The sequence below is a fragment of the Sphingobacterium phlebotomi genome (genome assembly GCF_008180195.1).
Taxonomy (GTDB): domain Bacteria; phylum Bacteroidota; class Bacteroidia; order Sphingobacteriales; family Sphingobacteriaceae; genus Sphingobacterium; species Sphingobacterium phlebotomi.
Map to the genome: position 1 here is coordinate 85,340 of NZ_VTAV01000007.1, position 25,559 is coordinate 110,898.

General features: G+C 39.9%; 24 protein-coding genes. 21 read left to right on the top strand and 3 right to left on the bottom strand.

Going from position 1 to position 25,559, the window contains the following annotated elements; translation table 11 throughout:
- Positions 1 to 14 precede the first annotated feature (14 nt).
- Positions 15 to 1,334 (bottom strand): gluconate:H+ symporter, encoded by a 1,320-nt coding sequence (locus FXV77_RS11850; protein ID WP_148919436.1) that lies wholly within the window; start codon positions 1,332 to 1,334, stop codon positions 15 to 17.
- An 18-nt stretch (positions 1,335 to 1,352) separates the two neighbouring features.
- Positions 1,353 to 2,846, bottom strand: a complete 1,494-nt coding sequence (locus tag FXV77_RS11855; RefSeq protein ID WP_148919437.1) for a gluconokinase — start codon at positions 2,844 to 2,846, stop codon at positions 1,353 to 1,355.
- Between the two features lie 295 nt (positions 2,847 to 3,141).
- Here FXV77_RS11855 and FXV77_RS11860 point away from each other — a divergent pair, with 295 nt between their 5' ends.
- The 8 genes from FXV77_RS11860 (at position 3,142) to FXV77_RS11895 (ending at position 13,790) form a co-directional block, all read left to right on the top strand.
- The gene (locus tag FXV77_RS11860) at positions 3,142 to 3,606 is read left to right on the top strand and encodes a GNAT family N-acetyltransferase (protein ID WP_148919438.1); all 465 of its coding nucleotides are present in this window, start codon (positions 3,142 to 3,144) and stop codon (positions 3,604 to 3,606) included.
- A 120-nt stretch (positions 3,607 to 3,726) separates the two neighbouring features.
- Entirely contained in the window at positions 3,727 to 4,461 is a 735-nt protein-coding gene (locus tag FXV77_RS11865) for a helix-turn-helix domain-containing protein (RefSeq protein ID WP_148919439.1), read from the top strand.
- Between the two features lie 71 nt (positions 4,462 to 4,532).
- The gene (locus FXV77_RS11870; RefSeq protein ID WP_148919440.1) at positions 4,533 to 5,066 is read left to right on the top strand and encodes a dihydrofolate reductase family protein; all 534 of its coding nucleotides are present in this window, start codon (positions 4,533 to 4,535) and stop codon (positions 5,064 to 5,066) included.
- A 514-nt stretch (positions 5,067 to 5,580) separates the two neighbouring features.
- Positions 5,581 to 7,026, top strand: a complete 1,446-nt coding sequence (locus FXV77_RS11875) for a sulfatase family protein (protein ID WP_246162448.1) — start codon at positions 5,581 to 5,583, stop codon at positions 7,024 to 7,026.
- A gap of 530 nt (positions 7,027 to 7,556) precedes the next feature.
- Positions 7,557 to 10,040: a tetratricopeptide repeat protein gene (locus FXV77_RS11880; RefSeq protein ID WP_148919442.1), complete on the top strand. Its 2,484-nt coding sequence runs from the start codon at positions 7,557 to 7,559 to the stop codon at positions 10,038 to 10,040.
- Between the two features lie 310 nt (positions 10,041 to 10,350).
- A complete protein-coding gene (locus FXV77_RS11885; protein ID WP_148919443.1) occupies positions 10,351 to 10,731 on the top strand; it encodes a nuclear transport factor 2 family protein in 381 nt (126 codons plus the stop codon).
- Between the two features lie 138 nt (positions 10,732 to 10,869).
- On the top strand, positions 10,870 to 11,823 hold the full coding sequence (locus FXV77_RS11890) for a TPM domain-containing protein (protein WP_148919444.1): 954 nt from the start codon (positions 10,870 to 10,872) through the stop codon (positions 11,821 to 11,823).
- Between the two features lie 98 nt (positions 11,824 to 11,921).
- Entirely contained in the window at positions 11,922 to 13,790 is a 1,869-nt protein-coding gene (locus FXV77_RS11895) for a DEAD/DEAH box helicase family protein (protein ID WP_187444106.1), read from the top strand.
- Between the two features lie 203 nt (positions 13,791 to 13,993).
- On the opposite strand, the gene FXV77_RS11900 is transcribed toward FXV77_RS11895, so the two are convergent.
- Entirely contained in the window at positions 13,994 to 14,356 is a 363-nt protein-coding gene (locus FXV77_RS11900; protein ID WP_148919446.1) for a MerR family transcriptional regulator, read from the bottom strand.
- 111 nt (positions 14,357 to 14,467) lie between these two features.
- On the opposite strand from FXV77_RS11900, the gene FXV77_RS11905 reads away from it, so the two are divergent.
- From FXV77_RS11905 to FXV77_RS11965, 13 genes are all read left to right on the top strand, one after another.
- Positions 14,468 to 15,607 carry an MBL fold metallo-hydrolase gene (locus FXV77_RS11905; protein WP_246162449.1) on the top strand — a complete coding sequence of 380 codons (1,140 nt, stop codon included), beginning with the start codon at positions 14,468 to 14,470 and terminating at the stop codon, positions 15,605 to 15,607.
- Positions 15,608 to 15,905: 298 nt separating this feature from the next.
- Positions 15,906 to 16,565, top strand: coding sequence for a hypothetical protein (locus FXV77_RS11915; RefSeq protein WP_148919448.1), 660 nt, complete (start codon positions 15,906 to 15,908; stop codon positions 16,563 to 16,565).
- 10 nt (positions 16,566 to 16,575) lie between these two features.
- Positions 16,576 to 17,013, top strand: a complete 438-nt coding sequence (locus tag FXV77_RS11920; protein WP_222867779.1) for a DoxX family protein — start codon at positions 16,576 to 16,578, stop codon at positions 17,011 to 17,013.
- A gap of 400 nt (positions 17,014 to 17,413) precedes the next feature.
- The gene (locus FXV77_RS11925) at positions 17,414 to 19,015 is read left to right on the top strand and encodes a TlpA family protein disulfide reductase (protein ID WP_148919449.1); all 1,602 of its coding nucleotides are present in this window, start codon (positions 17,414 to 17,416) and stop codon (positions 19,013 to 19,015) included.
- Positions 19,016 to 19,143: 128 nt separating this feature from the next.
- Positions 19,144 to 20,289 (top strand): helix-turn-helix domain-containing protein, encoded by a 1,146-nt coding sequence (locus tag FXV77_RS11930; RefSeq protein WP_148919450.1) that lies wholly within the window; start codon positions 19,144 to 19,146, stop codon positions 20,287 to 20,289.
- Positions 20,290 to 20,635: 346 nt separating this feature from the next.
- Positions 20,636 to 21,271 carry a hypothetical protein gene (locus tag FXV77_RS11935; protein WP_148919451.1) on the top strand — a complete coding sequence of 212 codons (636 nt, stop codon included), beginning with the start codon at positions 20,636 to 20,638 and terminating at the stop codon, positions 21,269 to 21,271.
- A gap of 31 nt (positions 21,272 to 21,302) precedes the next feature.
- On the top strand, positions 21,303 to 21,749 hold the full coding sequence (locus FXV77_RS11940; RefSeq protein ID WP_148919452.1) for a DoxX family protein: 447 nt from the start codon (positions 21,303 to 21,305) through the stop codon (positions 21,747 to 21,749).
- 251 nt (positions 21,750 to 22,000) lie between these two features.
- On the top strand, positions 22,001 to 22,366 hold the full coding sequence (locus FXV77_RS11945; RefSeq protein ID WP_148919453.1) for a nuclear transport factor 2 family protein: 366 nt from the start codon (positions 22,001 to 22,003) through the stop codon (positions 22,364 to 22,366).
- 18 nt (positions 22,367 to 22,384) lie between these two features.
- On the top strand, positions 22,385 to 23,233 hold the full coding sequence (locus FXV77_RS11950) for a sigma-70 family RNA polymerase sigma factor (RefSeq protein WP_148919454.1): 849 nt from the start codon (positions 22,385 to 22,387) through the stop codon (positions 23,231 to 23,233).
- Between the two features lie 35 nt (positions 23,234 to 23,268).
- Positions 23,269 to 23,853 (top strand): FMN-dependent NADH-azoreductase, encoded by a 585-nt coding sequence (locus FXV77_RS11955; RefSeq protein ID WP_148919455.1) that lies wholly within the window; start codon positions 23,269 to 23,271, stop codon positions 23,851 to 23,853.
- 2 nt (positions 23,854 to 23,855) lie between these two features.
- Positions 23,856 to 23,981 (top strand): hypothetical protein, encoded by a 126-nt coding sequence (locus tag FXV77_RS22530; protein WP_262713623.1) that lies wholly within the window; start codon positions 23,856 to 23,858, stop codon positions 23,979 to 23,981.
- 178 nt (positions 23,982 to 24,159) lie between these two features.
- Complete coding sequence (locus FXV77_RS11960) at positions 24,160 to 24,975, top strand: AraC family transcriptional regulator (RefSeq protein ID WP_148919456.1); 816 nt, start codon at positions 24,160 to 24,162, stop codon at positions 24,973 to 24,975.
- A 72-nt stretch (positions 24,976 to 25,047) separates the two neighbouring features.
- Complete coding sequence (locus tag FXV77_RS11965) at positions 25,048 to 25,518, top strand: VOC family protein (protein ID WP_222867780.1); 471 nt, start codon at positions 25,048 to 25,050, stop codon at positions 25,516 to 25,518.
- Positions 25,519 to 25,559 lie beyond the last annotated feature (41 nt).

The following is a 25,559-nucleotide window of genomic DNA, read 5'->3' on the forward strand; positions in this document are numbered from 1 at the left end:
CAGAACAACGCCATCTAGCCAACAAGCCAATTCAGAAATAAAACGCCAAATAAACCAATAACAGAAACCAATGTTTCCATAATGGACCACGATAGGAAAGTATCCCGCATACTCAACCCAAAGTATTCTTTGAACATCCAGAAACCGGTATCATTTACATGCGAAAACATAAGGCTTCCTGCTCCGGTTGCCAGCACCGCGAGTTCGGGGCTGCTGTTTGACGACTCTAGGATCGGTAGCATAATTCCGGCGGTCGTAAGCCCAGCCACAGTGGCTGATCCAACAGCTAAACGTATAATAGCGGCAATTGCCCAGGCCAAAACTAATGGTGACAGTGTAAGGTCAGCAGTAATTTCGGTGATATATAGGGCCAGGCCACTGTCTACAAGCACCTGCTTAAACACACCGGATGCCCCAATGATAAATAGTATCGTAGTTACACCCCGTAAGGCATCTTCAATGCTCTCAGCCTGCTGCCTCAGACTCTTGCCTCGTCTTATACCCATCGTATACATGGCCAATAGAGCCGCTAAAAGTAAAGCAAATACTGGATCACCCAGGAACTGTACCACGCCTAAAATACGAGAATTTTCGGGGAGAAACAGCGATCCAAATGATCCCAACGCGATGAGAAAAACAGGAAATAGTCCAGTGAAAATACTTACAGAAAATCCCGGTGAAGCTGTCTGGACTTTGGATTGAGGTGCAAATAATTCTTCAGGTGGATTGGTAGGTATAGATTTTAAGAAGCGTCCAAAAAGGGGACCACTTATAATGATAGCCGGTACCGCGACAATCATTCCATAGATCATCGTTAACCCAATATCTGCCTGAAATATGATTGCAATAGCTGTGGCTCCAGGATGCGGTGGCAGGTAGCCATGCGTGACAGAAAGCGCTGCAAGCAGAGGTATAGCAACGTAAAGCAAGGGAAGTTTGTTCGATCGACATACCATGAAAACAAACGGGACCAACACGATAAATCCTACGTTATAAAAAAGGGGGATTCCAACGAGGAATCCTGTTAATACCATTGCCCACGGGAGATTTCGGACGCCGAACACCCTCGTCAGAACATCAGTTATTTTCTGTGCTGCTCCGCCATCAGCGAGCAGCCTTCCTAAAATTGCCCCAAAGGCAAGTATCAGAGCCAGTTGGCCCATTGTGCTACTCACGCCGTCTTCGACAGATTTCATAATGGATGTCCCGTCCATTCCCATAGCGAAACCAACCGCCATCGACGTAATCAGCAAAGAAATTATGGAATTGAGCTTTACTACCGTTACTAATAGTAATAGTAAAATTATTCCACCAAAAACAATTACTAAAGGCATAATACAATTATTAGCTGTTTAAAATTCTTCCTTCAACTTCAGGTAGAGACGTTCAAATTTCCGAAAGTTCTCCATGTAAACCCAATGGTTATTCTCGTTCGGAAGATATTGTGTATTGTGTGTATCAACTGTATGAGTCGATTGGTATGTCCCAGTTATGCCAAGTGCTTCCATTCCTATGATAGCCGCTCCCCATGCCGAACTCTCTACATTCTCTTTTACAAACACGGGTTTGTTGAATACGTCGGCTAGCATTTGAACCCAGAGCACGGAACGTGCCAGGCCGCCACTTGCATAAATTGTTTCTATAGGTTGTGTCGTTTCTTCCAGTGCAATCCCTACGCTATACAATGCAAATAGCATCCCTTCAATCATCGCGCGCGCAAAGTGTGCCCTACGATGCTGAAGCTGTATTCCAAAATAAACACCTTTTGCGTTTGCGTCCCAATAAGGAGCGCGTTCCCCTGTAAGATAAGGTAGAAAGATTAATCCGTCCGAACCGGGAGCCACAGATATGACTTCATCATCAAATAAAGCAGCGGAATTCATACATAGAGATGGTTCGGAAAGTTCCGACATAAACTGATCTTTAAACCAGTTTCGGACGACTCCGGCATTGTTGATGGCACCTCCCACCACAAATTCACCGGGACGAAGGACATAACTGAAAACACGTTCTTTAGTGTCCGTATTGGATCGATCCGTTACTACCCGTATAGCGCCACTGGTTCCTACTGTCAGGGAGGCTATGCCGGGCTTGGTTGCGCCTACACCCAAATTAGCGAGACATCCGTCGCTGGCACCAATCACGAAGTGTGTGCCTACGGGAATTTTCCACTGTTGCGCTATCGCCTCATCCTCCACTTTTATTACATGATCAATAGAAACTAAAGAAGATAGATGTTTATCTGTTATTCCGGCCTTCGATAGCGCTAGTCCACTCCAGTGCAGCTTATGGATATCCAATAACCCCGTAGCGGATGCGATAGAATAGTCTACGACATATGTACGGAACAGTCGGAAAAATAGGTATTCTTTTATGCCTATGAACTTATGTGTCTTTTTAAAGATAGTGGGCATATGCTTATTCATCCAAATTAGTTTGCACAGTGGAGACATTGGATGTATGGGCGTACCTGTTTGTCGGAATAGGTTCTGGCCTGCGGGTGTTCCTTTTAACTTATCCGCAACATCTTGACTACGCGTATCCGCCCAAATAATACAATTGGTAAGATGATTGCCTTTCTCACCCATGGCAATAAGCCCATGCATGGCACTACTCACGGCTATACCTTCTAAACGATGCTCCTGTTTACAATTTTTCAAAGCATCCATCACTTCCGAAACGGAGCGTACGCAAGCCTCGTAAATATGTAAGGGATCTTGTTCATAATAACCAGTTTGCGGGGATAACATAGGATATGTTACGCTACATTGCGTTATGATTGTACCCGCATGGTCAAATGCTATTGCTTTTGTTGATGATGTACCAATATCTAAACCAATTATCATATTTTATTTATACTTAAAAAAGACCTTTATAATGTACGAACGTGTATGCCATTTATAACCTGCACTTCAAATATAACGAAGAATTCGCCATCCCTATTAAATATTTGGTCTACGAACCAAATATTCGCCTTAAAGAGGATACTGTGGATAATATTGAAGAATACGATTTGGATGGATAGGATTGGATCTCTGACATCAAGAAGATGTTAATCGTGTGCCGACAAGCTGAAATCCCGTTGTAATTCGTAAATTCGCATTTCTATTAGATAATAATCGACCTATTTTTTTAGAATAAATGCAACACCTAAAGATAAGAGAAGCGAAAAAAGAAGATTGCCCACGCATATTGGAATTGATTAAAGAGCTTGCGTTGTACGAAAAGGCACCAGAAAAAGTGACCATCACGTTAGCAGAGATGGTAGCGTGTGGATTTGGAGCGAAACCGATTTGGGGTGGGCTGGTAGCAGAGACAAATGGAATAATCGTCGGTATCGCTTTGTATTATGACCGCTATTCAACCTGGAAGGGCCGCCGTCTATATCTAGAAGATCTAATAGTAACCGAAGCTATGCGCGGAGCAGGAATTGGGAAAAAGCTATTGGATGAATTAATTGCGTATGGCAAAGCCAAAAAATACAACGGGATCGTATGGCAAGTATTGGATTGGAATGAATCTGCAATCGACTTCTACAAAAAATATAATGCGGACTTTGACCCAGAATGGATCAATGTATCTATTGATTTTGAGATTGAAAGATAGGAAAGGGTAGCGCGTGCTGACCACCCAGATGTCCAATTGGTATTTGGACGGATAAGAGATACCAAATATGATAGTTGATTTTTTTTTGATGTTCTTCACCAAACCAACTTAAAATAAGAAATGGAGTACAACGAAACGAGACCTTCCAAAGAATTAGCCGCTTTTATTCACTTCTATTGGGAACTGAAAGGAAGTGAATTCGACAGAAAATGGGAACGGGTTTTTCCCGATGGCTGTGCCGGCATACTAATAAATTTGGGAAATACTTGTATGACAGACAATGGCTCTGTTTTAATGGAGTATGGGAAAACGTATGTAGTTGGTGCAATGACTTCGTTTAAAGATAGCTTTATTGATACTGATACACATTTAATAGGAGTGTGTTTAAAGCCTGCAACTTTTGCAAATTTCTACAACTATGCCTCACAAAATGAGTTAACCAACGAGACTGTAGAATTTGAAAAATCCAATTCATTCAATATTGATAAAACAGTTACCAATCCCACCGATTATTTTAACCAATTTTACTCCGAGAGAATGAGGAGTAAACACATTTATCTACGGTCAGTTATTAATGATATACATGCTTCAAATGGTCAAATAAGCATTTACGAGCTATCAAAACGAAACTTCACAACGGTTAGGCAATTGGAGCGAAATTTCAAGAAACTCATTGGGCTATCACCCAAAGAATATTCAAATATTATTCGTTTTCAGAATGCTTTACGTCTAATTAAAAATTCAAATCATAACCGGGGCTTGTTAGATATTGCATTCGAATGTGGCTATTATGACCACTCACATCTTAGCAATGAAATCAGACGAAATACCGGATTTGCACCCTCACTGCTCTAATTTGTCGCATTTTTACAAAGTGTAAACCGTCATCGAAGAGTAACTTTGCCAAAACATTAAAATGAGTACAGATGCGAAAAATATCACTTTTCATTGCAACAAGTTTAGATGGCTACATTGCAAAACCTAATGACGACCTCAGTTTTTTGAAACACGTTGAAAAGGAAGGCGAAGATTATGGTTATGCAGAATTTGTAGCCACAATTGACACATTAATTATTGGCAGAAAAACCTATGATTATGTGCTTGAAGAAATTGGCTCATCTCATTATGATAACGGAGATCGGGATGTTTATGTCATAACAAGAACTGAAAGACCGCAAGTAGGTAGAACGATTTTCTATACAGGGGACATAACCGCATTGGTAAAACGGCTGAAATCTGAAGAAGGTAAAAACATTTACTGTGACGGTGGCGCGGAAGTAATCAATGAGCTATTGAGCCACGACTTAATAGATGACATAATAATTTCGGTTGTCCCTGTTTTATTAGGTAATGGTACAAGATTATTTAAAGACGGACGACCCGAACACATTCTTGAATTTGTCGAAGTCAGGACATTTGAAACGGGATTGACACAACTGCATTACAAGCGAAAAAAATAGAAAATGAATATTATCTAACTATAACTTGTTGCTACACTAATTTATAAATCTAACTAACCATATTCTGAACACTTCTAGGTAAGCAGTTTTCTCAACGGTCTCTTTGAAGGGGAGAAGATCATCAAAGATCAGGAATACCGTCCGGTTGAGCACCACGACGCACATTAAGGAAGGTGTCTTGTCCTAAATAGTTTTTAAGTAAAAGTTCTAACATAGTTACTTTCCGATAGGGGATGGCTTGTTTGCTTTTGGGGATCTGAGACGGAAGCCGGGTGGCCTAGAGCGATTGATGGGACGGCGCTGCCTTTTGAAATGGAGGTTGATTATGTTAAAATGTATCAACACAACGCGCAAATAAACATTAATTTAGTCTCTATATTTGTTTTTTAGAAATGGACGCATTTGATTAATTAACTGAAACAATATGATTAGAAAAAAAAGAATATTTTTTTTGACGTGTTCCCTATGGTGTTTAGGAATCCTATGGGGTTTTGCCCAAAAAAAACCAAATATCGTGATTATTATTTCGGACGATCATTCCTATCAAACCATTGGTGCTTATGGAGGGATAGGACATACGCCCAATATTGATAAAATTGCAAGAAACGGAGCCACTTTTCATAAAGCGTATGTCAACAATTCTATCTGTGGACCTGCTAGGGCCGCCTTGTTAACAGGTAAATACAGTCACAAAAATGGCTTTAAGGATAATGGGACATCGGACTTCGATTTTGGACAGAATCTTTTCGTAAAAGAATTGCAAAAAACAGGCTATAAAACAGCTTGGGTTGGGAAGATACATTTAGGACATCAATTGCAGGGATTTGATTATTTTGATATTCTAGATGACCAAGGACACTATTTTAATCCGGATTTTATCTCCGCAAAAGGTAAAACGCGTGTGGAGGGGTATGTTTCGGATATCGTAACGGACAAGGCGGTTACTTGGCTAGATGATATATCCAGAGAAGAACCATTCTGTCTGGTAATTGGACACAAAGCCACACACCGCACCTGGATGCCCCATCCCCAGGATTTTGGGAAATATGATCAGGATCATTTCCCACTTCCGTCAACATTCTGGGATCGTTATGAGGGGCGCGAAGCCGCGCAATTGCAAGAAATGTCTATCGAGAAAGATATGCGGATGGGCTATGATCTAAAAATGTTCGAATCTACCGAAGAAATGTTTAAAGATGGTAATTTCAAACGAATGAATGCCACACAGAAAAAGCAATACCTGGATTATTACAGACCTATTTATGAGGAACTAAAAAAGCGTAATTTGTCGGTGAAGGAGCTTGCGGAATGGAAATACCGGAGATATATGATCGATTATTTAAATACGGCAGCATCGATGGACCGCAATATCGGGAGAGTATTGGATTATCTCCATGACAATAAGCTGGAAGACAATACGATGGTGATTTATCTTTCCGATCAAGGGTTTTACATGGGTGAGCACGGTTGGTTCGATAAGCGATTTATGTACGAGGAATCGTTCCGGACGCCATTAATCATTAGTATGCCTGGTGTTACGCCGGTAAATGCGCAAGTAAATGCACAGGTTATAAACGTAGATATCGCACCGACATTACTGGAGCTTGCTGGAATAGATGTTCCGGAAGATATGCAAGGAGAGTCCTTTCTGGATGTACTTCGCCATCCGAATCATTCCCATCGAAAAACGTTGTATTATCATTATTATGAGAATGGTGAACACGCTGTTTCTCCGCACTTTGGTGTGAGTGACGGCCGATATAAGCTGATTCGTTTTTATAAGCGTGTTGATGCTTGGGAACTGTATGATCTAAAAAAAGACCCACAAGAAATGGAAAATCTATATTCAAAAAAACGGTATCGGAAAATAGTAGACAAGATGAAGAAAAAACTCGAACGGGAAATAGAAAAGTTTGACGATCAAGAAGCAAAAGAAATATTTCAACACGCGGAAACGTGAATTTCTGGACAATGCGGACCATTTCTATCCTCATAAGAATTGAAGCTTCCTGCATGCGTGAAATCCGTAATTATGACGGCCTTTTTCTTTGGCTTAAAACTGTATTTTAAGAATGCATATTTCAGCGGGTACGATTCTTATAATTCCGTGCCGTCTAAATAGGTAATGTCTACTTTTATCCAATCGCCTAACAAAGTCGCATCTTGCTGCGCTCTTAAATCCGAGGACTATAAAGCAAACTAAAAATAATAAACATTAAGTGGATCGGCTGATCTTTAGTTTTAAAAAACGTTTAATGATCTGGTCAAACTTTCCTTTTTTGACGTAAATCTGGAGGAGGATGAATTACCCCTAAAATTCGGGAATGGCGGAAGCGTGCGTATAATTACCTTTTAAGGTCCATTTTTTGCTGACGATTCACATAATTGAATGGAATTCTTTAGTTTTGACTACAGCTAATTAGGAGAAGATTACAATATTATCTCCTCGGCGAAGGAACGTTTGGAAAAATTCAGAAATACGGACGAACAATGATATTGAAAGAAAGCATCGGCTATAACTACCTGAAATACCTGCTTACCGGGGTGTTTTCAACCTTGCTGATTATGGGATATGCACAGGAAAAGCAAACGACAGTTATGGATTCCATTGATGTCGTGCGTGATTACCGGCCAATGCTGGCTGACGCCGTAAAGGCCCGTCGTAGCCCGGATATGCGTATCAACCGGGAAGCGATTGAGAATGAGTTGCAGCAGATTGCCGCTGCGACATATTTTTCAAGAAATGGTTTTAAACAAGCTTATAACGATGAGTTGTTGAAACGGAACCCCAACGCTTCCCGTAATAATATTGACAATTACCGCATTAGTTATTTGGCGTACCGTGCAGGGGAGTACCCAAGAGCGACCTCTATTTTAGAGACTTTGGAAACTTCGGATGCCTACTATCAGGGCGCTATAATTACTTTAGGCAATATTGCTATAGAGACCGGCGATAAAGAACGCGCACGGAGTACTTTTCTTAAAGCGTCAAGAATGGATCTCGATCCGGAATTGAAAATGATTGCGTTGTATAACTATGCCAAAGTATTACACGAAATGGACTCTGCTCAAGTCGCCCTAGAAGTACTTCAAGGCTATATCGCGAAGAAACATGCGGATAGCGATCGTGATGGCGAGAAAGCGGAGAGTGTGGAAACATTATCCGTAGATGTTTTGTTGGGTACGAGTAATTTTCATGCGGGAGTAAGTATGCTGGAATCGTTAAACAAAACGAGCCGCGAAGCCGATGTAACCTATCAAAAAGCAACGTATTACCGAGCGTTGGAGTTCTATAATGAGCGTGCCTTCGAAAATAGTATATCTATGTTTATGAGATCGGAAAAATTCCCGATCGATACAGAAATGGCGGCGTTGGCGACGTATTGGAAAGCGGAGGCAATGTATGAAGTGCGTAAGTACAAGGAGGCGGTGGAAAACTTTTCCCGATTTCTACGATTGCCCACTGCACGAAAAACTGCCGTTTACAATTATGCGAACTATGGCTTGGCATATGCGGCGTTTCGCAATAACAGCTTTGCGATAGCAGCTGATTACTTTGAGCGTTTTTTGGCTACCGATGGAAGTTTGATAGAGGAAAATGTACGTCATGACGTGATTGCGCGTCTGGGTGATTCATATTTGTCCGTTCGCGATTACGGCCGCGCCAACAAATACTATGACCAGCTGATTAATAGCAAAGCTCCCAATCAAGACTACGCGTTGTTCCAGCGCGGCATTATCTATGGATTGCAGGGCAACAATGAAACCAAGATCAGCACGTTGTGGTCCGTTGTGGAGCAATTCCCTAGTTCAAACTATGCGGATGACGTAGCCTTTGAGGTCCCGTACACATATTTCACTACGGGAGATTACGATACGGCCATCGAAGGGCTGCAAAAGATGGTCGAAAAATACCCCCGAAGCAGCTATGTTCCCCGGGCGTTGATTACCATCGGGCTTGTCCAGTACGATAAAGGTGAGACCGAAGCGGCGAAGGCCTCCTTCCAGAAGGTGGTGGAGCAACATGCTACAACAGATGAAGCAGGACAAGCATTGCGTTCCATTGAAAACATCTACCTAGATCAGGGAGATGCTTCCGGTTATATTCATTACGCAACCAACACCAATATCAGTAATCTGACTTCCGCAGAACAGGATAATTTCACTTTCGGAGTAGCCCACTCTTTGTTTAACAAAGGGGCGTATGAAGGAGCTGTGGAAGCGATCAATGCATACTTTGATAAATTTCCGAAGCCCATACAGGGAAAACATGCCCGTTATATCCGCGGGGTAAGTTTGTACCGAACCGGACACCCCAAAGAAGCGTTACACGACTTGAACATCATCCTGAACGACTGGACGAGCAAGTATACGGAGAGCACCTTGCTGACGGTGGCTGCGTTATACCTAGAGTTGGAGAAATACAACGAGGCCATCGTGCATCTCAAAAAACTGGAGCTTAATTCAGAATTTAAAGAAAACTATAACTACGCTGTAACTAACCTAATGATTTGTTATTTCCAAATAGGTGACTTGGAGCAGGTGGATAAGTATGCAAAGTTGATAAAGAATTACGACCGGTCATCTGAGGAAGACATTGCCAAAGCACACCTGTACAGTGCGCGGGCGATGTTGCAGGAAGGAAATGTATCTTCTGCTACGAAGGAGCTGAATCTGGCGGCGCTCAAGAGCCAGACGGCAGTCGGCGCAGAGGCACGGTACCGCACCGGGCAATTGCAGTATGAAAATAAGGAATACGACAAAGCCCAGGAAACAGCCTTTGATGTGATCAACAATATGGGGGCGTATGATTACTGGGTAGCCAAGAGCTTCCTTCTACTTGCAGATACCTATTCTGTTAAAGGCAATAATCTCCAGGCGAAGAGTACATTGCAAAGTGTGATTGAAAATTATGAAGAAGATGATGATGTCATTCCTTCAGCAAAAGAACGTTTACAGAAATTGAAAAAATAAGTAATCGTGATTTTTTTGCTACGATGTATGAATATTTAAGCCCGTTTACAATACATGGCCACATAGAATTTGAAGGGACATGCCCGAAGCTATCAATATGCGAGAGCAGGGATTGATACAGATGGCATTCAGTTTGGACTGGCAGCAAACTTTGATCAGTACGCACGTTTTGCTGAAAATTATAGTAACTTCGGACTTTTTTTGAGAAAGGAATTTTGATGAAATGCATCATAAAATGTTCGACGACAATAGCAAAATTAAATGGCTACAATAAGGAAAATGAAAACTTTATGGAAATAAACATTGGAATATGGACAAAATAAAAATTAATAGAGAAGATGTTGTTGAAGCAGAAAACAAACTTTTTTCGGCTCAACTTGTAAGCAATGTGGACGTTCTCAACCAACTATTGCACGATGACTTAATTGCAATTGCACCGACAGGACAAATTTTAACTAAAGAAATGGACTTGAATTCTCATAAAGCGAAAACAATAATTATTGAAGATGCTTCAACAGAAATTGACGACATTAAAATAACAGGTGATACAGCACTTTCAATCGTAACCATGACAGTGAAAGGAAAAATAAAGGAGACACCGTTAGAAGGAAAATTTCGTTATTTTAGAGTTTGGAAACGCTTTGACGATACATTGAAAATCATTGGTGCTAGCTTTATGCAACTACCATAGAATTTTCTATTTTTCTTGGTTTCACTTGTAGGAATTTTGTATATATAATTAAAAATGATGTAGATGGTTTGTGAAGCTGAATAGGATACGCATTTGCCCATTTCTTCTTTGTTTTGTTCTAAACAAAATTATAAGATTATGACACCGAAAGTTCAATCAACTATAAGCTATCTGGGCATTTTATGGCTAGTAGCATTTTTTAGTTGCTTTTTTTTACCCACGTTGTTGGCGCAGGGAATTCCTGCACAGCAAAAATTTGTGGTAAAGAAAACTCGGATTATTGATAATGAAAATATTTTCACCTCAAAGGAAATACAGCAATTAGACAGTATTGTTACTCATTGCTGGGACGAAGGAATTGCAGAGATCGTTATTGTAACACTCGACGACCGCCATACCAATAAAGAAAATTTTGACAGTTACGTATTCAATAATCTCACTTCTTATGCATTAGGCGAATATGGGAAAAACAATGGTATAGTGATTGCCATCTCTAAAAAACTGCGTCAAATGCGTATAGAAAACGGATATGGGGTAGAACAGGTTTTGAGTAATACAGCAACCAAAAAAATCATCGATGAACAGTTTATCCCAAAATTTAAAGATGGTCAATATTTCGAAGGTACGCTAAATGGACTGCACACGATCATCAGTGATATGGCAAAAGCAATGAAAGAAGAAGATTTTACCCTTGTGTCTTCTATCTTTACGCCTTCCATTTTTAAAAAGATAAGAGCTTTTGTATTGGAAAACGGCTCGCCGCAAACATTCCGTAACCTGGATAGTGATAATCCTTCGTACAACTTCACATCGCTGGATGTATTCCTCGGGCCTTCAAGAAAGAATTCCTTTGTGTTGAAAAATTTTCAGGAAGATGATTATTATGAAATGACCATTCGGGATAATGATGGCAATCTATATCAGTTTGTATATTTTGAAAAATCTACACCCGAACAAACATTCATTCACCGAAAAATGAAGTCTGAAAAAGTGTACTGGTGGTATCCCGGCGACAAATATCTTTCGTCAGACGTATGGCCTTTACTTGCACAGATAGAAGACGAAATAGTTCAGAAATCAGCGGTAAAATGAAGTGCGATGTTGTTAAATGCTTTTCCAATTGATTGTACCCTTGATACTTCCGTTCGGATTTGCTATTTTCAACGGCGAAATCCTTAACAATATATACATTGACTACGTTTCCGCAAGACATTCTATTCAAATATCCTTGGCGAAAATATCAACAACGTGTGCTTGATGAGCTGCGTTCACATCTTACCGACAGGCATCTTCACATTGTAGCTCCACCGGGATCAGGAAAAACAGTGTTAGGCTTGGAGGTCGCTATTCGGATCAACCAACCCACTTTAATTCTCGCTCCGACCTTAGCCATTCACAATCAATGGATCCAGCGGTTTTGCGAATTATTCCTCCAAACATCCGAAGTTCCCGAGTGGATTTCCAGAGATATACGACAACCTAAGTTCTTAACTATCGTAACATATCAGGGCCTTCATAGCGCCTGCAATCATGTAGAGACTTCAGGAAATGAAGTAGACGCCGAAGATAACGAAGTCGAAGAAGAAACCCCCACCGTACTTCGGCGCAGCCGTAACCATAACCGAAACATCAATCAAATTATTAAAGGCTTGAAACAGGTTGGTGTAAAGACCATCGTGGTGGACGAAGCACACCATCTAAAGAATGAGTGGTGGCAAACCTTAATTCGTTTAAAAGATAAGTTAAATCCCGTGATCGTCGGATTAACCGCCACACCTCCCTATGATGTCACTCCTTTGGAATGGCATCGTTATATCACCTTAAACGGGCCCGTTGATACAGAGATTTCGGTTCCTGAACTCGTGGTCGAAGGGGACTTATGCCCCCATCAGGATTATATCTATCTCACGACGCCTTCCAGTGCGGAAAATATCATCATCCATGACTTCAGAGAAAATGCCCAACGCTTTTTTAATGAACTCAGAGAAGATGAAACGCTGCTTACAGCCATCGAATCCCATCCTGTCTGGTTGAATCCAACACAGCATTTAGAAGTTATTTATGAAGATATCTCTTTGTATTCGGCTAGTCTCATCTTTCTGCATAGCAATAGCCGTTCTATTCCCGAAGATCATCTAAAAATTATTGGTGCCAGCGAATTCGATATTCCTCATTTGGACTACGAATGGATGGCATGTCTGCTGGAATTCTATCTGTTTAAGGAGAAAGTACATTTCAATCCTTATACGGAACATCGTACCACTTTAGAGAACCGGCTCCGTCGCAATGGTTTGATTGCTGGTAGAAGGGTCAGTTTTAGTAAGAGTAAACGGGTAACCACGCATTTAACATCCAGCATTAGTAAACTGGAAGGAATAAAAGAAATCGTATCGTTCGAATATGAAAAACTAAACAAGGACCTTCGAATGGTCATCTTGTCGGATTATATCCGAAAGGAGTATTTTCCCAATTCGTTCACTAACACGATTGAAATCAAGAAAATGGGTGTTATTCCTATTTTTGAAATGCTTCGAAGAGAGCAGATTAGCGATCTGAAATTAGGGGTTATGACCGGCTCACTTATTATCATCCCACAACAAGCTTTAGCTATTTTTGAGGAGAAAGCCAAGAGGTATGGACATCAGCAACCTGCCTGTTCCCCAGTCCCCTTTGATGACAGGTACGTGGTCATTCAACAAAATGAGCAGTTGAAACACGATATTACTCATATTATCACCCAAATTTTTCAACGTGGGGATATTGAAGTACTGATCGGTACAAAATTTCTGCTCGGGGAAGGTTGGGACGCCCCAGCGATCAATTCACTCATTCTGGCAAGTTTTGTCGGTTCGTTTGTGTCCTCCAATCAGATGCGGGGTCGTGCTATTCGAACACAAAAAGGGAATCCAGCCAAAACCGGAAATATCTGGCATTTAGCCTGCATAGACCAAACGATCGCTAATGGTGGTGACGATTTTCAACTATTACAGAGACGTTTTCGAAGTTTTGTCGGTGTTTCGAACGACGAACCAGCCGCGCGGAAGAATGCTATCTGTTAGGGGAAACCACACGATTCGGTTCATTGAGAAGGTGAACGGACGTTCTGTCATCCGCACCTATGTTGACGACAAAGAGTCAGAAGAATATAATCGGACAGAACGGCCGAGATGGATCCTAGCTGAAAAGTTTATTTATTGAAATTAACAACTTTATAAATATAGATTAATTATGATAGGCTAATGGAAAACTTTTTCAAACCATATTAACACATCCCGTTTTCGATATCCTCAATGCATCTTGCTAGGAGCTTTTTGACTTCCGTTAGTTGGTGGATCTTGGCATCGACCTCGTTGATTTTGCTATTTACGACCGCTATTTTCTTTTCTACCGATAATTGCTCACTATGCCAGTTTTCCAACAGATCTTTTATTTCAGCCAATGTAAATCCAACCTCCTTGGCACCTTTGATGATTTCTATTTTCTCCACTACAAGTTCGTCATAATGTTTATAGTTGTTTGTTCTTACGTTTTCATCAGATACACCTTTGAACATTCCGTAATTCTCGTAATATCGCAACGTAGCTATCGATACGCCTGTTCTTTTTGATAATTCATTGATTAACATATTCTTATGTTTTTGTGGGTAAAAAATATAAAGTATAAACTATACTATATGGTTGTTAGTTGTAAATCTACAAAGTATATTTGCACAATCAAAGTGCAATGAGGCAAAAGTATGAGAAGGGAGAAGCTTTTTAAAATATTGAAAAATGTAATGATAGGGATACTCATTTTTATAGGTATATCGACTTTAGCTGTCCTTGCCTATATGCAACATCCTAAATTCGGGAAAGCACCAAGTGGAAAAAGATTGGAACGGATAAAACAATCGCCCCAGTACAGAGACGGGAAATTTCAAAACACACACTATACGCCTATGGTTAGCGAGGGATATTCGATGACCAAAGTGACCTTTGATTTTATTTTCCGAAAATTTCCTCGGACCAAACCGATAGACGAAATCCCATCTTTAAAGACCGATTTGAAAAGCTTGCCGCTCAGCGACAATGTATTGATCTGGTTCGGTCATTCGTCCTACTTCATCCAGCTCAACGGTACGCGATTCCTGGTAGACCCTGTTTTCAGCGGCAATGCTTCGCCTATTCCAGGTTCAAATAAATCATTCATCGGAACAGATATTTATTCGGCTGAAGACATGCCTGATATTGACTATCTCCTCATCACGCACGATCATTACGACCACCTCGATTACGAAACCATTATAAAATTAAAACCCAAAATAAAGCAGGTTATATGTGGTCTGGGAGTGGGCGAGCATTTTGAATATTGGAAGTTTGATCCTGCGCAAATAATCGAAAAAGATTGGAACGAACGTATTTCGATCAGAGATGATCTTACAGTACACACTGCGCCAGCACGGCATTTTTCCGGCAGAGGCATGAAGAGCAATAGTACGCTTTGGCTTTCTTACATTTTGCAGACACCAGATTTGAAATTGTATCTAGGTGGTGATAGCGGCTACGATACGCATTTTGCCGAGATTGGGAAACAGTTTGGTGGATTCGATCTAGCCCTTTTAGACAACGGTCAGTACAACCCAGCCTGGAGGGAGATCCATTTATTGCCAGATGAAGTATTGAAAGCCGCAAAGGACTTACAGACAAAGCGATTGTTGCCGATACATTCATCCAAATTCAAATTGGGCTACCACCCTTGGGACGAACCTTTGACAAGTGTTACTGCGTTAAATGAAGAAGCGCATAAAACAACATTGATCACGCCCAGAATAGGCGACATCGTATACTTGAACGACACGGAACAAACGTTTACCAAATGGTGGGAAAGCCTCGATTGATGTTTTGTTTTACTTTTTAAAATGAACAGCTACGGTGTAGCAGCTAAAACAGCTTTTGAGTTACGTTTTCCCAAATGACAAAAAACAATTACATAATCAATACAAGGAGTTAGCAAAACCAAAACTATTCCAAGCGTTATTATTGGTGTTGTCGGAAAAACGCTTATCATGTGGCTGTTATTCCAGTTCAGCCCGACAAAAACGCAGAAAATTTCTGTGTAAGCATACTTTAGATGAAATCCAAAGGTAGAAAAATATTTTTTACGTAAATTTGGTTTATTGATTTACGTTATTTCACATGACCCTAACATTTGCATTAAGTTATAGACAATTACTTTTTCTCATTGCTATAACCTTTTTATTTCTTGGTAGCTGTTCGAAGAAATCTTTAGATCCAGAAGTTGACGAAGACGAAACCGTTCTTCCTCACGAATATGAAATAGAAAGTTTAACGTATCGCTTGGCGGACGATGACAAAATTGATACTGTAAAAATCAAATGGGGCACAGAGGAGTTTACTAATCCCGGGAATACCCTCATGGAAGTACAGCACGTCGAAACGTTTAATGATCTTGTCAAAACTTCCTTGTTTGAGATAAATCTGGAAGAGGATGAATTACCCTTAGATTTAAACATTACCGAATTTAAGATTAATGTGCCTGCTGTATATTACGAAGACGGGACATTTTCCTATTATCCCGAACCCTTTACAATAAGCGACAGTGAGCAACGGGAGCAGTACAAAAATAACAGTACATTTACCTTAGACCTGAAAGTGCCTGCACGATCAACACTAATCTTAGGAAAATCTATTGATCGGCATGATATAATCTGTTCATTTAAGCTGGTCATACGTAATAAAACCACCGGTGACAAATATACCGTGGACGGAAAATGGCACGGCGTACTTCGTTATTTTAACGAAAGCTTTTCGGTCGATGAAGAAATTCTAAATTGAAAGCACTATTATGGCCACGATAAAAACATCTACTTTTCAGAATATATGCAGGATCTTTGTGGGCGGATTTATGTTATATGCGGGCATAAGTCATTTAACCTTTCTTCGGGAAGAATTTTTGGCTCAGGTACCTAGGTGGTTGCCAGACAATCCAGCTTTCATGGATTTTGTGGTTGTATCCTCCGGAATTGTTGAAATAGCACTTGGATTGGCCATGATATTCTTAAGCAGATATAAAGTTACGGTAGGTGTTATATTAGCCATATTTTACGTGCTCGTTTTTCCCGGTAACATCTCGCAGTACACCAATCAGATTGATGCCTTTGGTCTCGATACAGATCAAAAAAGACTTATGCGGTTGTTCTTTCAACCGGTTTTAATTCTATTGGCACTCTGGTCAACGGGCGCAATTAAGGCATACGTACAAAAAATGTTCAACAAGTCTTAGTCGGAATTCGTCAAGCTTAAGTCCATCCAGTTCCGGACGGTTAATATTAGTCCAATTTACGCGAGAATCTCTTTGATTTTCCCAAGCATCCCAATCGGCATCCAAGTATTCTATCGTTTCAAGTTTTGTTATCTTATCAGCGTTAAGTGATATCCTAAATTTGCATGTAAGCGGGATACCCGCATGATCTGTATGTTGACCTGAATCGCCAGTTTACTGTTCAATGCGGATGACAGCAGGAGTACAACTTTGATAGATGCTCTTTACATATTTTACTTGTAACAAATATTGACTAAATTTGTTACAGATTACACGAATTCATAAATGCCGGAAACAGCTAAAAATAAGATAGAAGCAGCTTATATTTAGAAATCCAGAGACCCGGTACGGACGCATATAGATGAAAAAATTAATAAACCTTTTTGTCGCTGTAGTTTTCTCGACTGCGCTTTTCGGTCAAAAGAAGAACCACGCTGATGAGATAAAAGAAAAAGAAGCATTGGAATGGATTCATGCTGAATTGGCGAAAGCACAAAACCCTAAGGTTTTGGCATCATATGGTGGCGACGACTTTTTTAGGAAGGATTCTGTACGTATTGTAGGTTATATTAAGGGCTACGACATCGGATTGGGCTTTTCAAGCGGTATGGTCTATTATTCTGACATTTTCACACAAGAGGACATTCCAGCCACCGCCAGGGTATATGAAAACGGCACTTTTGAAGTTTCGTTTGAGGTATTATACCCACAGATCTCATATCTTTATTTGGACGATTATACCATTGAGTTTTACGCCGAACCGGGGCATACCATAGGATTGCTACTGGATTGGGAAGATTTTTTGGAAGGTGATCGGTATCGAAACAGAAGTTATACTTGGCAACATACGCAGTATTTGGGCGATTTGGGAAAGTTTAATGAAAATTTATTCGCAATAGATACCCGTAGGCCGGATTACAAAAAATTACTTGATAGTCAGAAAAAGACAGCACCGGATGAATTTAAGAATACTTGGCTAGAACAGTGGCAATCCGAATCTCTACATTTCGATTCGGTCTTGTCGGCATCCAATGTAAACGCCAAGCTTTCATCACTGATCAAGGCACAGATAGATATGGTTTATGCCACTTATTTTTTTGAATACGCTCGCGATAGAGATTATTACAGCAAGCAGGATACAGCAAATCAGGTACTAAAGATGCCGCTCCCTGCCGATTACTATGATTTTATCACCGCGATAGACTTTAATAATCAAGCCTATTTGGCCTCTTACGATTTTTCAGTTTTTATCAATCACTACGAGCGTACAGAGCCATTTCGTATCCGCCCTTCCTTTACGGATTCCACATTGACGCAGCCTGAGACAGCCAAGAGCGGTCTGATAAACGACATTGCTTTGGGCCGACATATCGCCGTCAATTTAAATCAACACCCCATTTTCGGGGAAAAGCTTGTACAAAATAAACTTATCGAACACCCCGTTGTCGCTAAAAACATAAAGGAATACGCCAATTATTTGGAAACCAAGAGAGGAGGTTATGAATTGCCCGATACTGGTGGTGCGAAAGTCTTTAAAAATATGGTTGATAAATATAAAGGAAAGGTGTTGATCGTGGACTTTTGGGCAGAATGGTGTGCACCCTGTCGGGCCGGTATAGAGGCCCATTTGGCCGATCGTGAAAAATATGCAGATCACCCGGATTTTGCTTTTCTTTTTGTAACGGACGAGAGCTCCAGTGAAAAATTTTACCAGGAGTATACAGAAAAGCAAAAGATGATCAATTCCTACCAAGTCCGTAACGGCGAATATCTGGCATTGCGCGAATTGTTCCGTTTCAACGGTATTCCTCACTATATTCTAGTCGGCGCAGATGGTAAAATATTGGATGACCGCTATTCGATGTCCAATTGGAAACACGATTTTGTCAAACGTTTCCCAGATAAATTTAAAAGGGAGGACTTTTTCGACAGTATATCTGCGCAAGAATTGCGTCAGAATTGAGTAGTCCGTTTCTTTCTTAAACCCGAGGATAGGAAAGGACCCTCTTAGCGTTGAAGACATTCCGGATGTAGTAATCTACAGACGTGACGAGCAGCACCAAAAACAAAGCGAAATGGAATGCATTAAGAATGACCTCGTTTTACAGCTTTGAACCATTAAATGAAATTAAAGATAAAACTATTGAATTTGAACAGTCTGTGTCGCCCGACTTTGATAAGATAGAACAGCACGCTTTCTCTTATCTTGATGAATTTTTCTTAAAAAGGTTGACAAAAGAGGAAAATAATCTATTCAAAGTAGTTAGAGACATTGAAATAACCAATGGTCTAATTAGTATGGACATATTGGCAAAGCAGAATAATACAACAAGAAGGCAGCTACATTTATACATCTTCCTTATGAAACAAAAACATTCAGATAACTTTGACTTACTCAGATATTTAACATCTCAAAAAAATGATGGCCGTATGGCGCCTTATTATTTGGCATCAAAAGCGTGTCTGGAAGACTTGAAAATCACCCATCCCTTTAAAAATTACTTTTATACTATCGGTCTGTATTATGGTGAAGGAACTTGCATCAGAATAGGCACTGCCGATTATAATTTAACACGTGGGAGTCTATTGACGATTGGCCCCGGAATGACTTGTCAATGGCTCAATACCACATTCCCTTCAAATGACACGCTCTTTTTTTATGATGACATTTTTGTAAATAATTTCAGCCGGTCATTTTTTTATTCCCTCGAATTTTTTTGCCCCGATGAAAAGAGTGTAATCCAACTCTCCGACAGGCAATTTGAAGAAATGCAACAGCTTTTCAGCACACTTCGGGCAATCGCTGATAAGCCCGAAGCAGTATCGGGAATACTATATTCAATCCTGATTATTTCACAGAAATATTTCTGGAAACTGCACCGAGGCAATAAAAAGGAACTCAACGGTAAAGAACATACCGTTGTAAAGTTTAGAGAGTTAGTTTCAAAGAATTTCTCTGCGTATAAAGAAGTTGCTTTTTATGCAGAACAGTTGCATATATCGCCAAAATATCTGAGCGAAATATTAGTTGAATACACTGGGCTTTCAGCAAAAAAATGGATTGAGTTTCATATCATGCAGGAGGCAAAGTACCTGTTGAGCTTTTGGAATATGTCTGTTAAGGAGGTGTCGTTCCAGCTTGGCTACACAGATACGTCTCATTTTTCCCGTGCATTCAGAAGCTACGACGGTCAGCTCCCCACCGAGTTTAAAAATACGATTGAAAACCCTACGTAATCGCGGGTTCTAAATCAAAAACAGAAAAAACTACATTTTTTACCGCCATACTTACGGTATTGACGGACAGGCTTCTTCATATCTTCGTATGGTGTTATAAAAAACGTACAACGAACTTTAGCTACAATGTTCTATCGGAATGGTAAATGCTATCACAAATGCCCGTTTCGCAACATATCAGTGTGTCTTTGGTTACGAAAAGACAGGACGAATCACCTACGGGAGAAATATACCCTAAATAGATTGTCACGTTTTTAGCACCTACTGTGTCCATATATTGAACAGTGGTTGGCTGTAGCTATGTTCCGGTACAGCTTAAAAGAAAAAATGAAATCTGAAGGGAACGATGAAAGAAACAAAGATAATAAAACACTTGTTGGCCTGTTTGTTTTTCAGCATGTGGCACTTGCATGGCCGGGCGCAGATACCTGTTGAGATCAGTGCAGGACATGCCGGGTACTATTATCAGCATTCGTTTGCCACAAGATTCCATCCGGAAAAATCCCTCGGTTTCTTTCACACCTCGTCAGTTCTTATACCTTATGATAAAAAACGTGGAAATGAAATTATGAGCCAGTCTTACCTTTCCTACACGATGAGCCAACGATGGACATCAGGAGTTGGTACTATCTTCACTCCCTTCAACCGGGTAAGACCATCTGTATTTTTCCAGTATTTCCATAAAGGGAAAACAACATCTGTGCTGGTTTACCCGAGAATGGATATATGGTCTGACCCCAACCTCGAACTTATGGGCTTTATTGAATATCAGGGAGCCGAAAACAGACCTGTAAACCTATACGCCCGATTTCAATATATGACCACATGGAACCTAGACGGACATAGCCGGAGCTATCAATATGCAAGAGCAGGAATAGATACCGGAGGCATACAGTTTGGACTGGCCGCAAATTTTGACCAGTACGGACGTTTTGCCACAAACTACAGCAACTTTGGACTTTTCGTGAGAAAAGTATTTTGAATAATTGTATCATCAAATAATGAACGAAATCATGAAACAGAAAATTTTTAGTACACACAATGATTATACAGGTTTAATTATTCGCCTCACAATAGGTATCGTTATGTTTCCACACGGAGCGCAGGCTATGCTGGGCTGGTTTGGCGGCTTTGGGTTTGCCCAAACTTTGGAGGGTTTGCAACAGATGGGCCACCCAGGGCTTGTGGGGTTATTAGCTATCTTAATAGAGTTCTTTGCACCCATTTTTATAATAACAGGCTTTGCCTCCCGTTTTTGGGCAATTGCAATGGGAAGTCTTTTTATTGGGATAATTTTATTTGCAGGACATCTTGAGCATGGCTTTTTTATGAACTGGTTTGGCGATAAAGAGGGCGAGGGATTCGAATATCACTTGCTGATGATTGGCTTATGCCTGGCACTATTCATTCAGGGCAGCGGAAAATATTCACTGGACAATTTGATATCAAAAAATGGTTGATTTTTTGGTAGTAAAAATGGTGCTTTCAAAATCTAAGTAACGAAAAAGAAATAAATATGGAAAAGAGAATTGACATACGGGAGGTGATGCAAAAAGCGGCACTTAATATGCCCGCCTTTCTAGAGCAGCATGGTATTACGATTGAAAGAGATATCTATCAGCCAGTCGAGGAGTAAGCCGTATAGATTTTAAACCGGAATCAATAAATTACCTGGAACAAGAAGTTCGTGAACACAAATAATGACTACGAAATGATAACAAAGGATGAAATTTTAAATCTCGAAAACACACTTTACGAAGCCATCAAAAATAGTGATACGGAAGTACTCGACAACCTATTGCATGCTGATTTGCTTTTTGTAGTTCCCAGCGGTCAGACAATAACTAAGGAAATGGATTTGCAAACCTATCGTGAGGGAAATTTAAAAGTAAAAGAACTTACTCCCAAAGTAGAAGAACTAAACATCATAGCGGATTTGGCTGTCGTTACATTGCAGATGAAGTTAAAAGGAGATTATAATAATGAGCCTTTTGAAGCTAAATATAGATATATCCGTTTTTGGAAAGAGTTTCCCGAAGGTATAAAAGTAGTTGGTGGAAGCGGCATAGCTATTTAACCAAAGAATTCAAAACTAATGCAGAAGCACTATAATAAACTCCTGACCTATGCCTATAACATCGTTGGTTCTTACGAAGATGCTAGAGATTTGGTACAGGATGTACTTGAAAAATACATTACATTAGATAAATCAAGTATCCGCCACGAATCAAACTTTTTGATTAAAAGCACGATTAATCATGCCATAAATTTTAAAACCCGCCAAAGTAAACAAGAAGTTTTCGGCGAATGGCTTCCTGAACCTGTTTCGTTTGAAAGTGCTGATACAAAACTTCTTAGAGACGAAACTGCAAGCTATACCATGCTTGTTCTGTTCGAGCATCTGAACGCAAAAGAAAGAGCGGCTTTCATATTGAAAGAGGGCTTCAATTATTCACATGCAGAGATAGCCGAACTGCTTGAAATAAGCACAGAAAATTCGCGTCAGCTATTAAGCAGGGCCAACAAGCAATTAAAAGACAGTAAATACACAAACTATAATCCCCACTCGGGTACTTCATTTGAGATTGTAAGCAAGTACCAGAAAGCATTGGCTCATGCTGACATCGGGGAATTGGAAGACTTATTGGTAAGCGATATAAAACTAAGTGCTGACGGGGGCACAAAAGTACGGGTAGTAAGCAGTTCGGACATAGGAAAAACAGCTACAGCCACTTTATTGGTTTATGTACAGCAACATTTTCTGATGGGAAAAACATTTACCTTTCAATTTTTCAATCATCAACCTGCTGTTTGTTTTTGGGAGAATGAAAAGCTCCATAACTGTCATATTCTCCAATTAAGCACAGATGGATTAATACAGGAAATATATTCCATTGTAGACCCGGATAAGTTAAAAAATCTTACCAAGCTGTCACATATTTAATACGCAAACTGTCTTCCTCATAAAGAATAAAAAAGATGAAGACATTATTGAGAATTGATAGCAGCTTACGTTTAAAAAACTCCTATTCGCGCAATGCAGGAGACAATTTTGTACGGGCATGGAAAGAACTGAATCCTGGTGGGGGCATCAGCATACGGGAAGTCGGCACCTCCCACATTCCCCATCTTGAGCAGGACGTACTTGATAAATTCTATACCGCCGGGGATACTTCAGACCGCTTAAAATTGTCTGACCAGTTGATAGCAGAACTATTCGGGTGTGATGAAATCCTTATCACCGTGCCTATGTATAATTTTGGCATTCCCTCTTCGCTGAAAGCGTATTTTGACCTGGTGTTGCGCACAGGTAAAACCTTCAGATACGACGACGACAAAGCGATCGGGCTGCTGCAAAATAAAAAAACATACATTCTCTCCGCTATGGGAGAATTTAAATCAGATATGCCTAATCTGGTGGAAATGCATCTGCAGCAGATTTTAAACTTTATTGGCATTAGGGAGATTTACTATTATTCATTGGACGGAACGGATGATAAAGAATCCGTCAAACAACAACTAAACCATCAAAACGAATTATTTATGAACATCTTAAACAAATAAAAATGGAACAAGCAGAAAAAACAATCGAAGCATTTGTAAAAGCTGGCGACAATCGTGATGTAGCCGCATTGGGAAGTATTTTACATTCCGGCTTTCAGAATATACAGGATGGGTTTTTCGATAGATAGTTACAAAATAACATCATCTACACCTTTAAGACAACACCTCGCTCCGTTGCACTCTGGTGTGGGCTTTCTGCCTCTATCGCTCAGGCAAAGCGAAACGGCAGGAAATATTTTGTATATTTGTTCAACAGATAGATGAATTATAAGGCATTTTAACCCAATAACGTGCTAACGATAAATAGTGAACTTTACGACAGAAATAAGAAGTCTATACAAACCTGTTCAACCGACTGTCAGACAATCGGCTGATAATGTAATATACACTGAATTTCTGCCCGACATCAAACTTCAACCATTCCTTTATTGCTATTGGCAACTCAAAACCACACAAGAATTATCCGAACAATTTAATTATCGTGTTGTAGCCGATGGTTGCATTGATATTTATTTTGAACTGAACAACCCGCAGGAAAATTATGTAATGGGTTTCTGCAAAAAGTTTACAGAATTTCCGATTGGTCATACGTTCAACTATGTTGGTCTTCGTTTTTTGCCAACAATGTTTCCGCAACTTTTCAGAATTAACGCAATGGAATTAAGCAACCGATATGAATATTTGCAATTGGTTGTTCCGTATCTGTCCAATTTTATTTCAAATAATTTTCATGAAAAACAAAAGCAGGAAGAAATCAAAGTCTTGCTTGACAATTATTTTCTCGAACTGATTAAAAAAATAGAATTTGATAACGATAACCGATTATACAATGCAATAGACATCATTTTACAAAACTTCGGCGTGCTTGATGTAGAGAAAGACTTAAACACAGGTATCAGTCAAAGACAACTTCGCAGAATTTTTGAGTTTTATGTCGGAGATACTGCCAAGACATTTAGCAAAGTTATCCGTTTTCAAAATATTTTAAGAGCAAAGCCCTCAAAGCAAAGTTTGGGACAGAATAAATTATTCTTTGACGCAGGCTACTATGACCAATCACATTTTATAAAGGAGTTCAAAAATTTTTACGGTGTTACGCCAAGCAAGGCGTTTGGCAGATAAGGTTGTCCGATTTTTACTATTCTATCAACCTCACTTGTTTGAACTTTGTATCGTTAATCAAATTCAAAAACAATGAAATGGATAGTTTTAATCATTGCCACATTTTGCTTAACTGCAAATGTATTTTCTCAATCAAGTTCAACAACTAAAAAACAAATTAAGATGAAATTAAACGCAGGTATCGTAACACCGAAATTAGCAGAAACAAAAGAGTTTTACACCAAAATATTGGGTTTTGGTGTAACATTTGAAAATGAATTTTACCTTTTGTTGCACACACCCAATCACGAAGCGGAAATAAGCTTTTTACTTCCAAACCACCCAAGTCAGCAATCGCTTTTTCAATCGCCTTTTCAAAATAAGGGAGTTTATCTAACCATTGAAGTAGACGACGTTGATAAGATCTACAACGAACTGAAACAAAAAGGAATTGAAATCAAAATAGACATTCGCAACGAACCGTGGGGAGATAGGCATTTTGCTATACAAGACCCCAACGGAGTTGGTATTGACATTGTAAAATATTCACCACCGCAGGAATAGCGGTCATTGGCGAAGACCAACCGAATAGATAAAACTGAAAT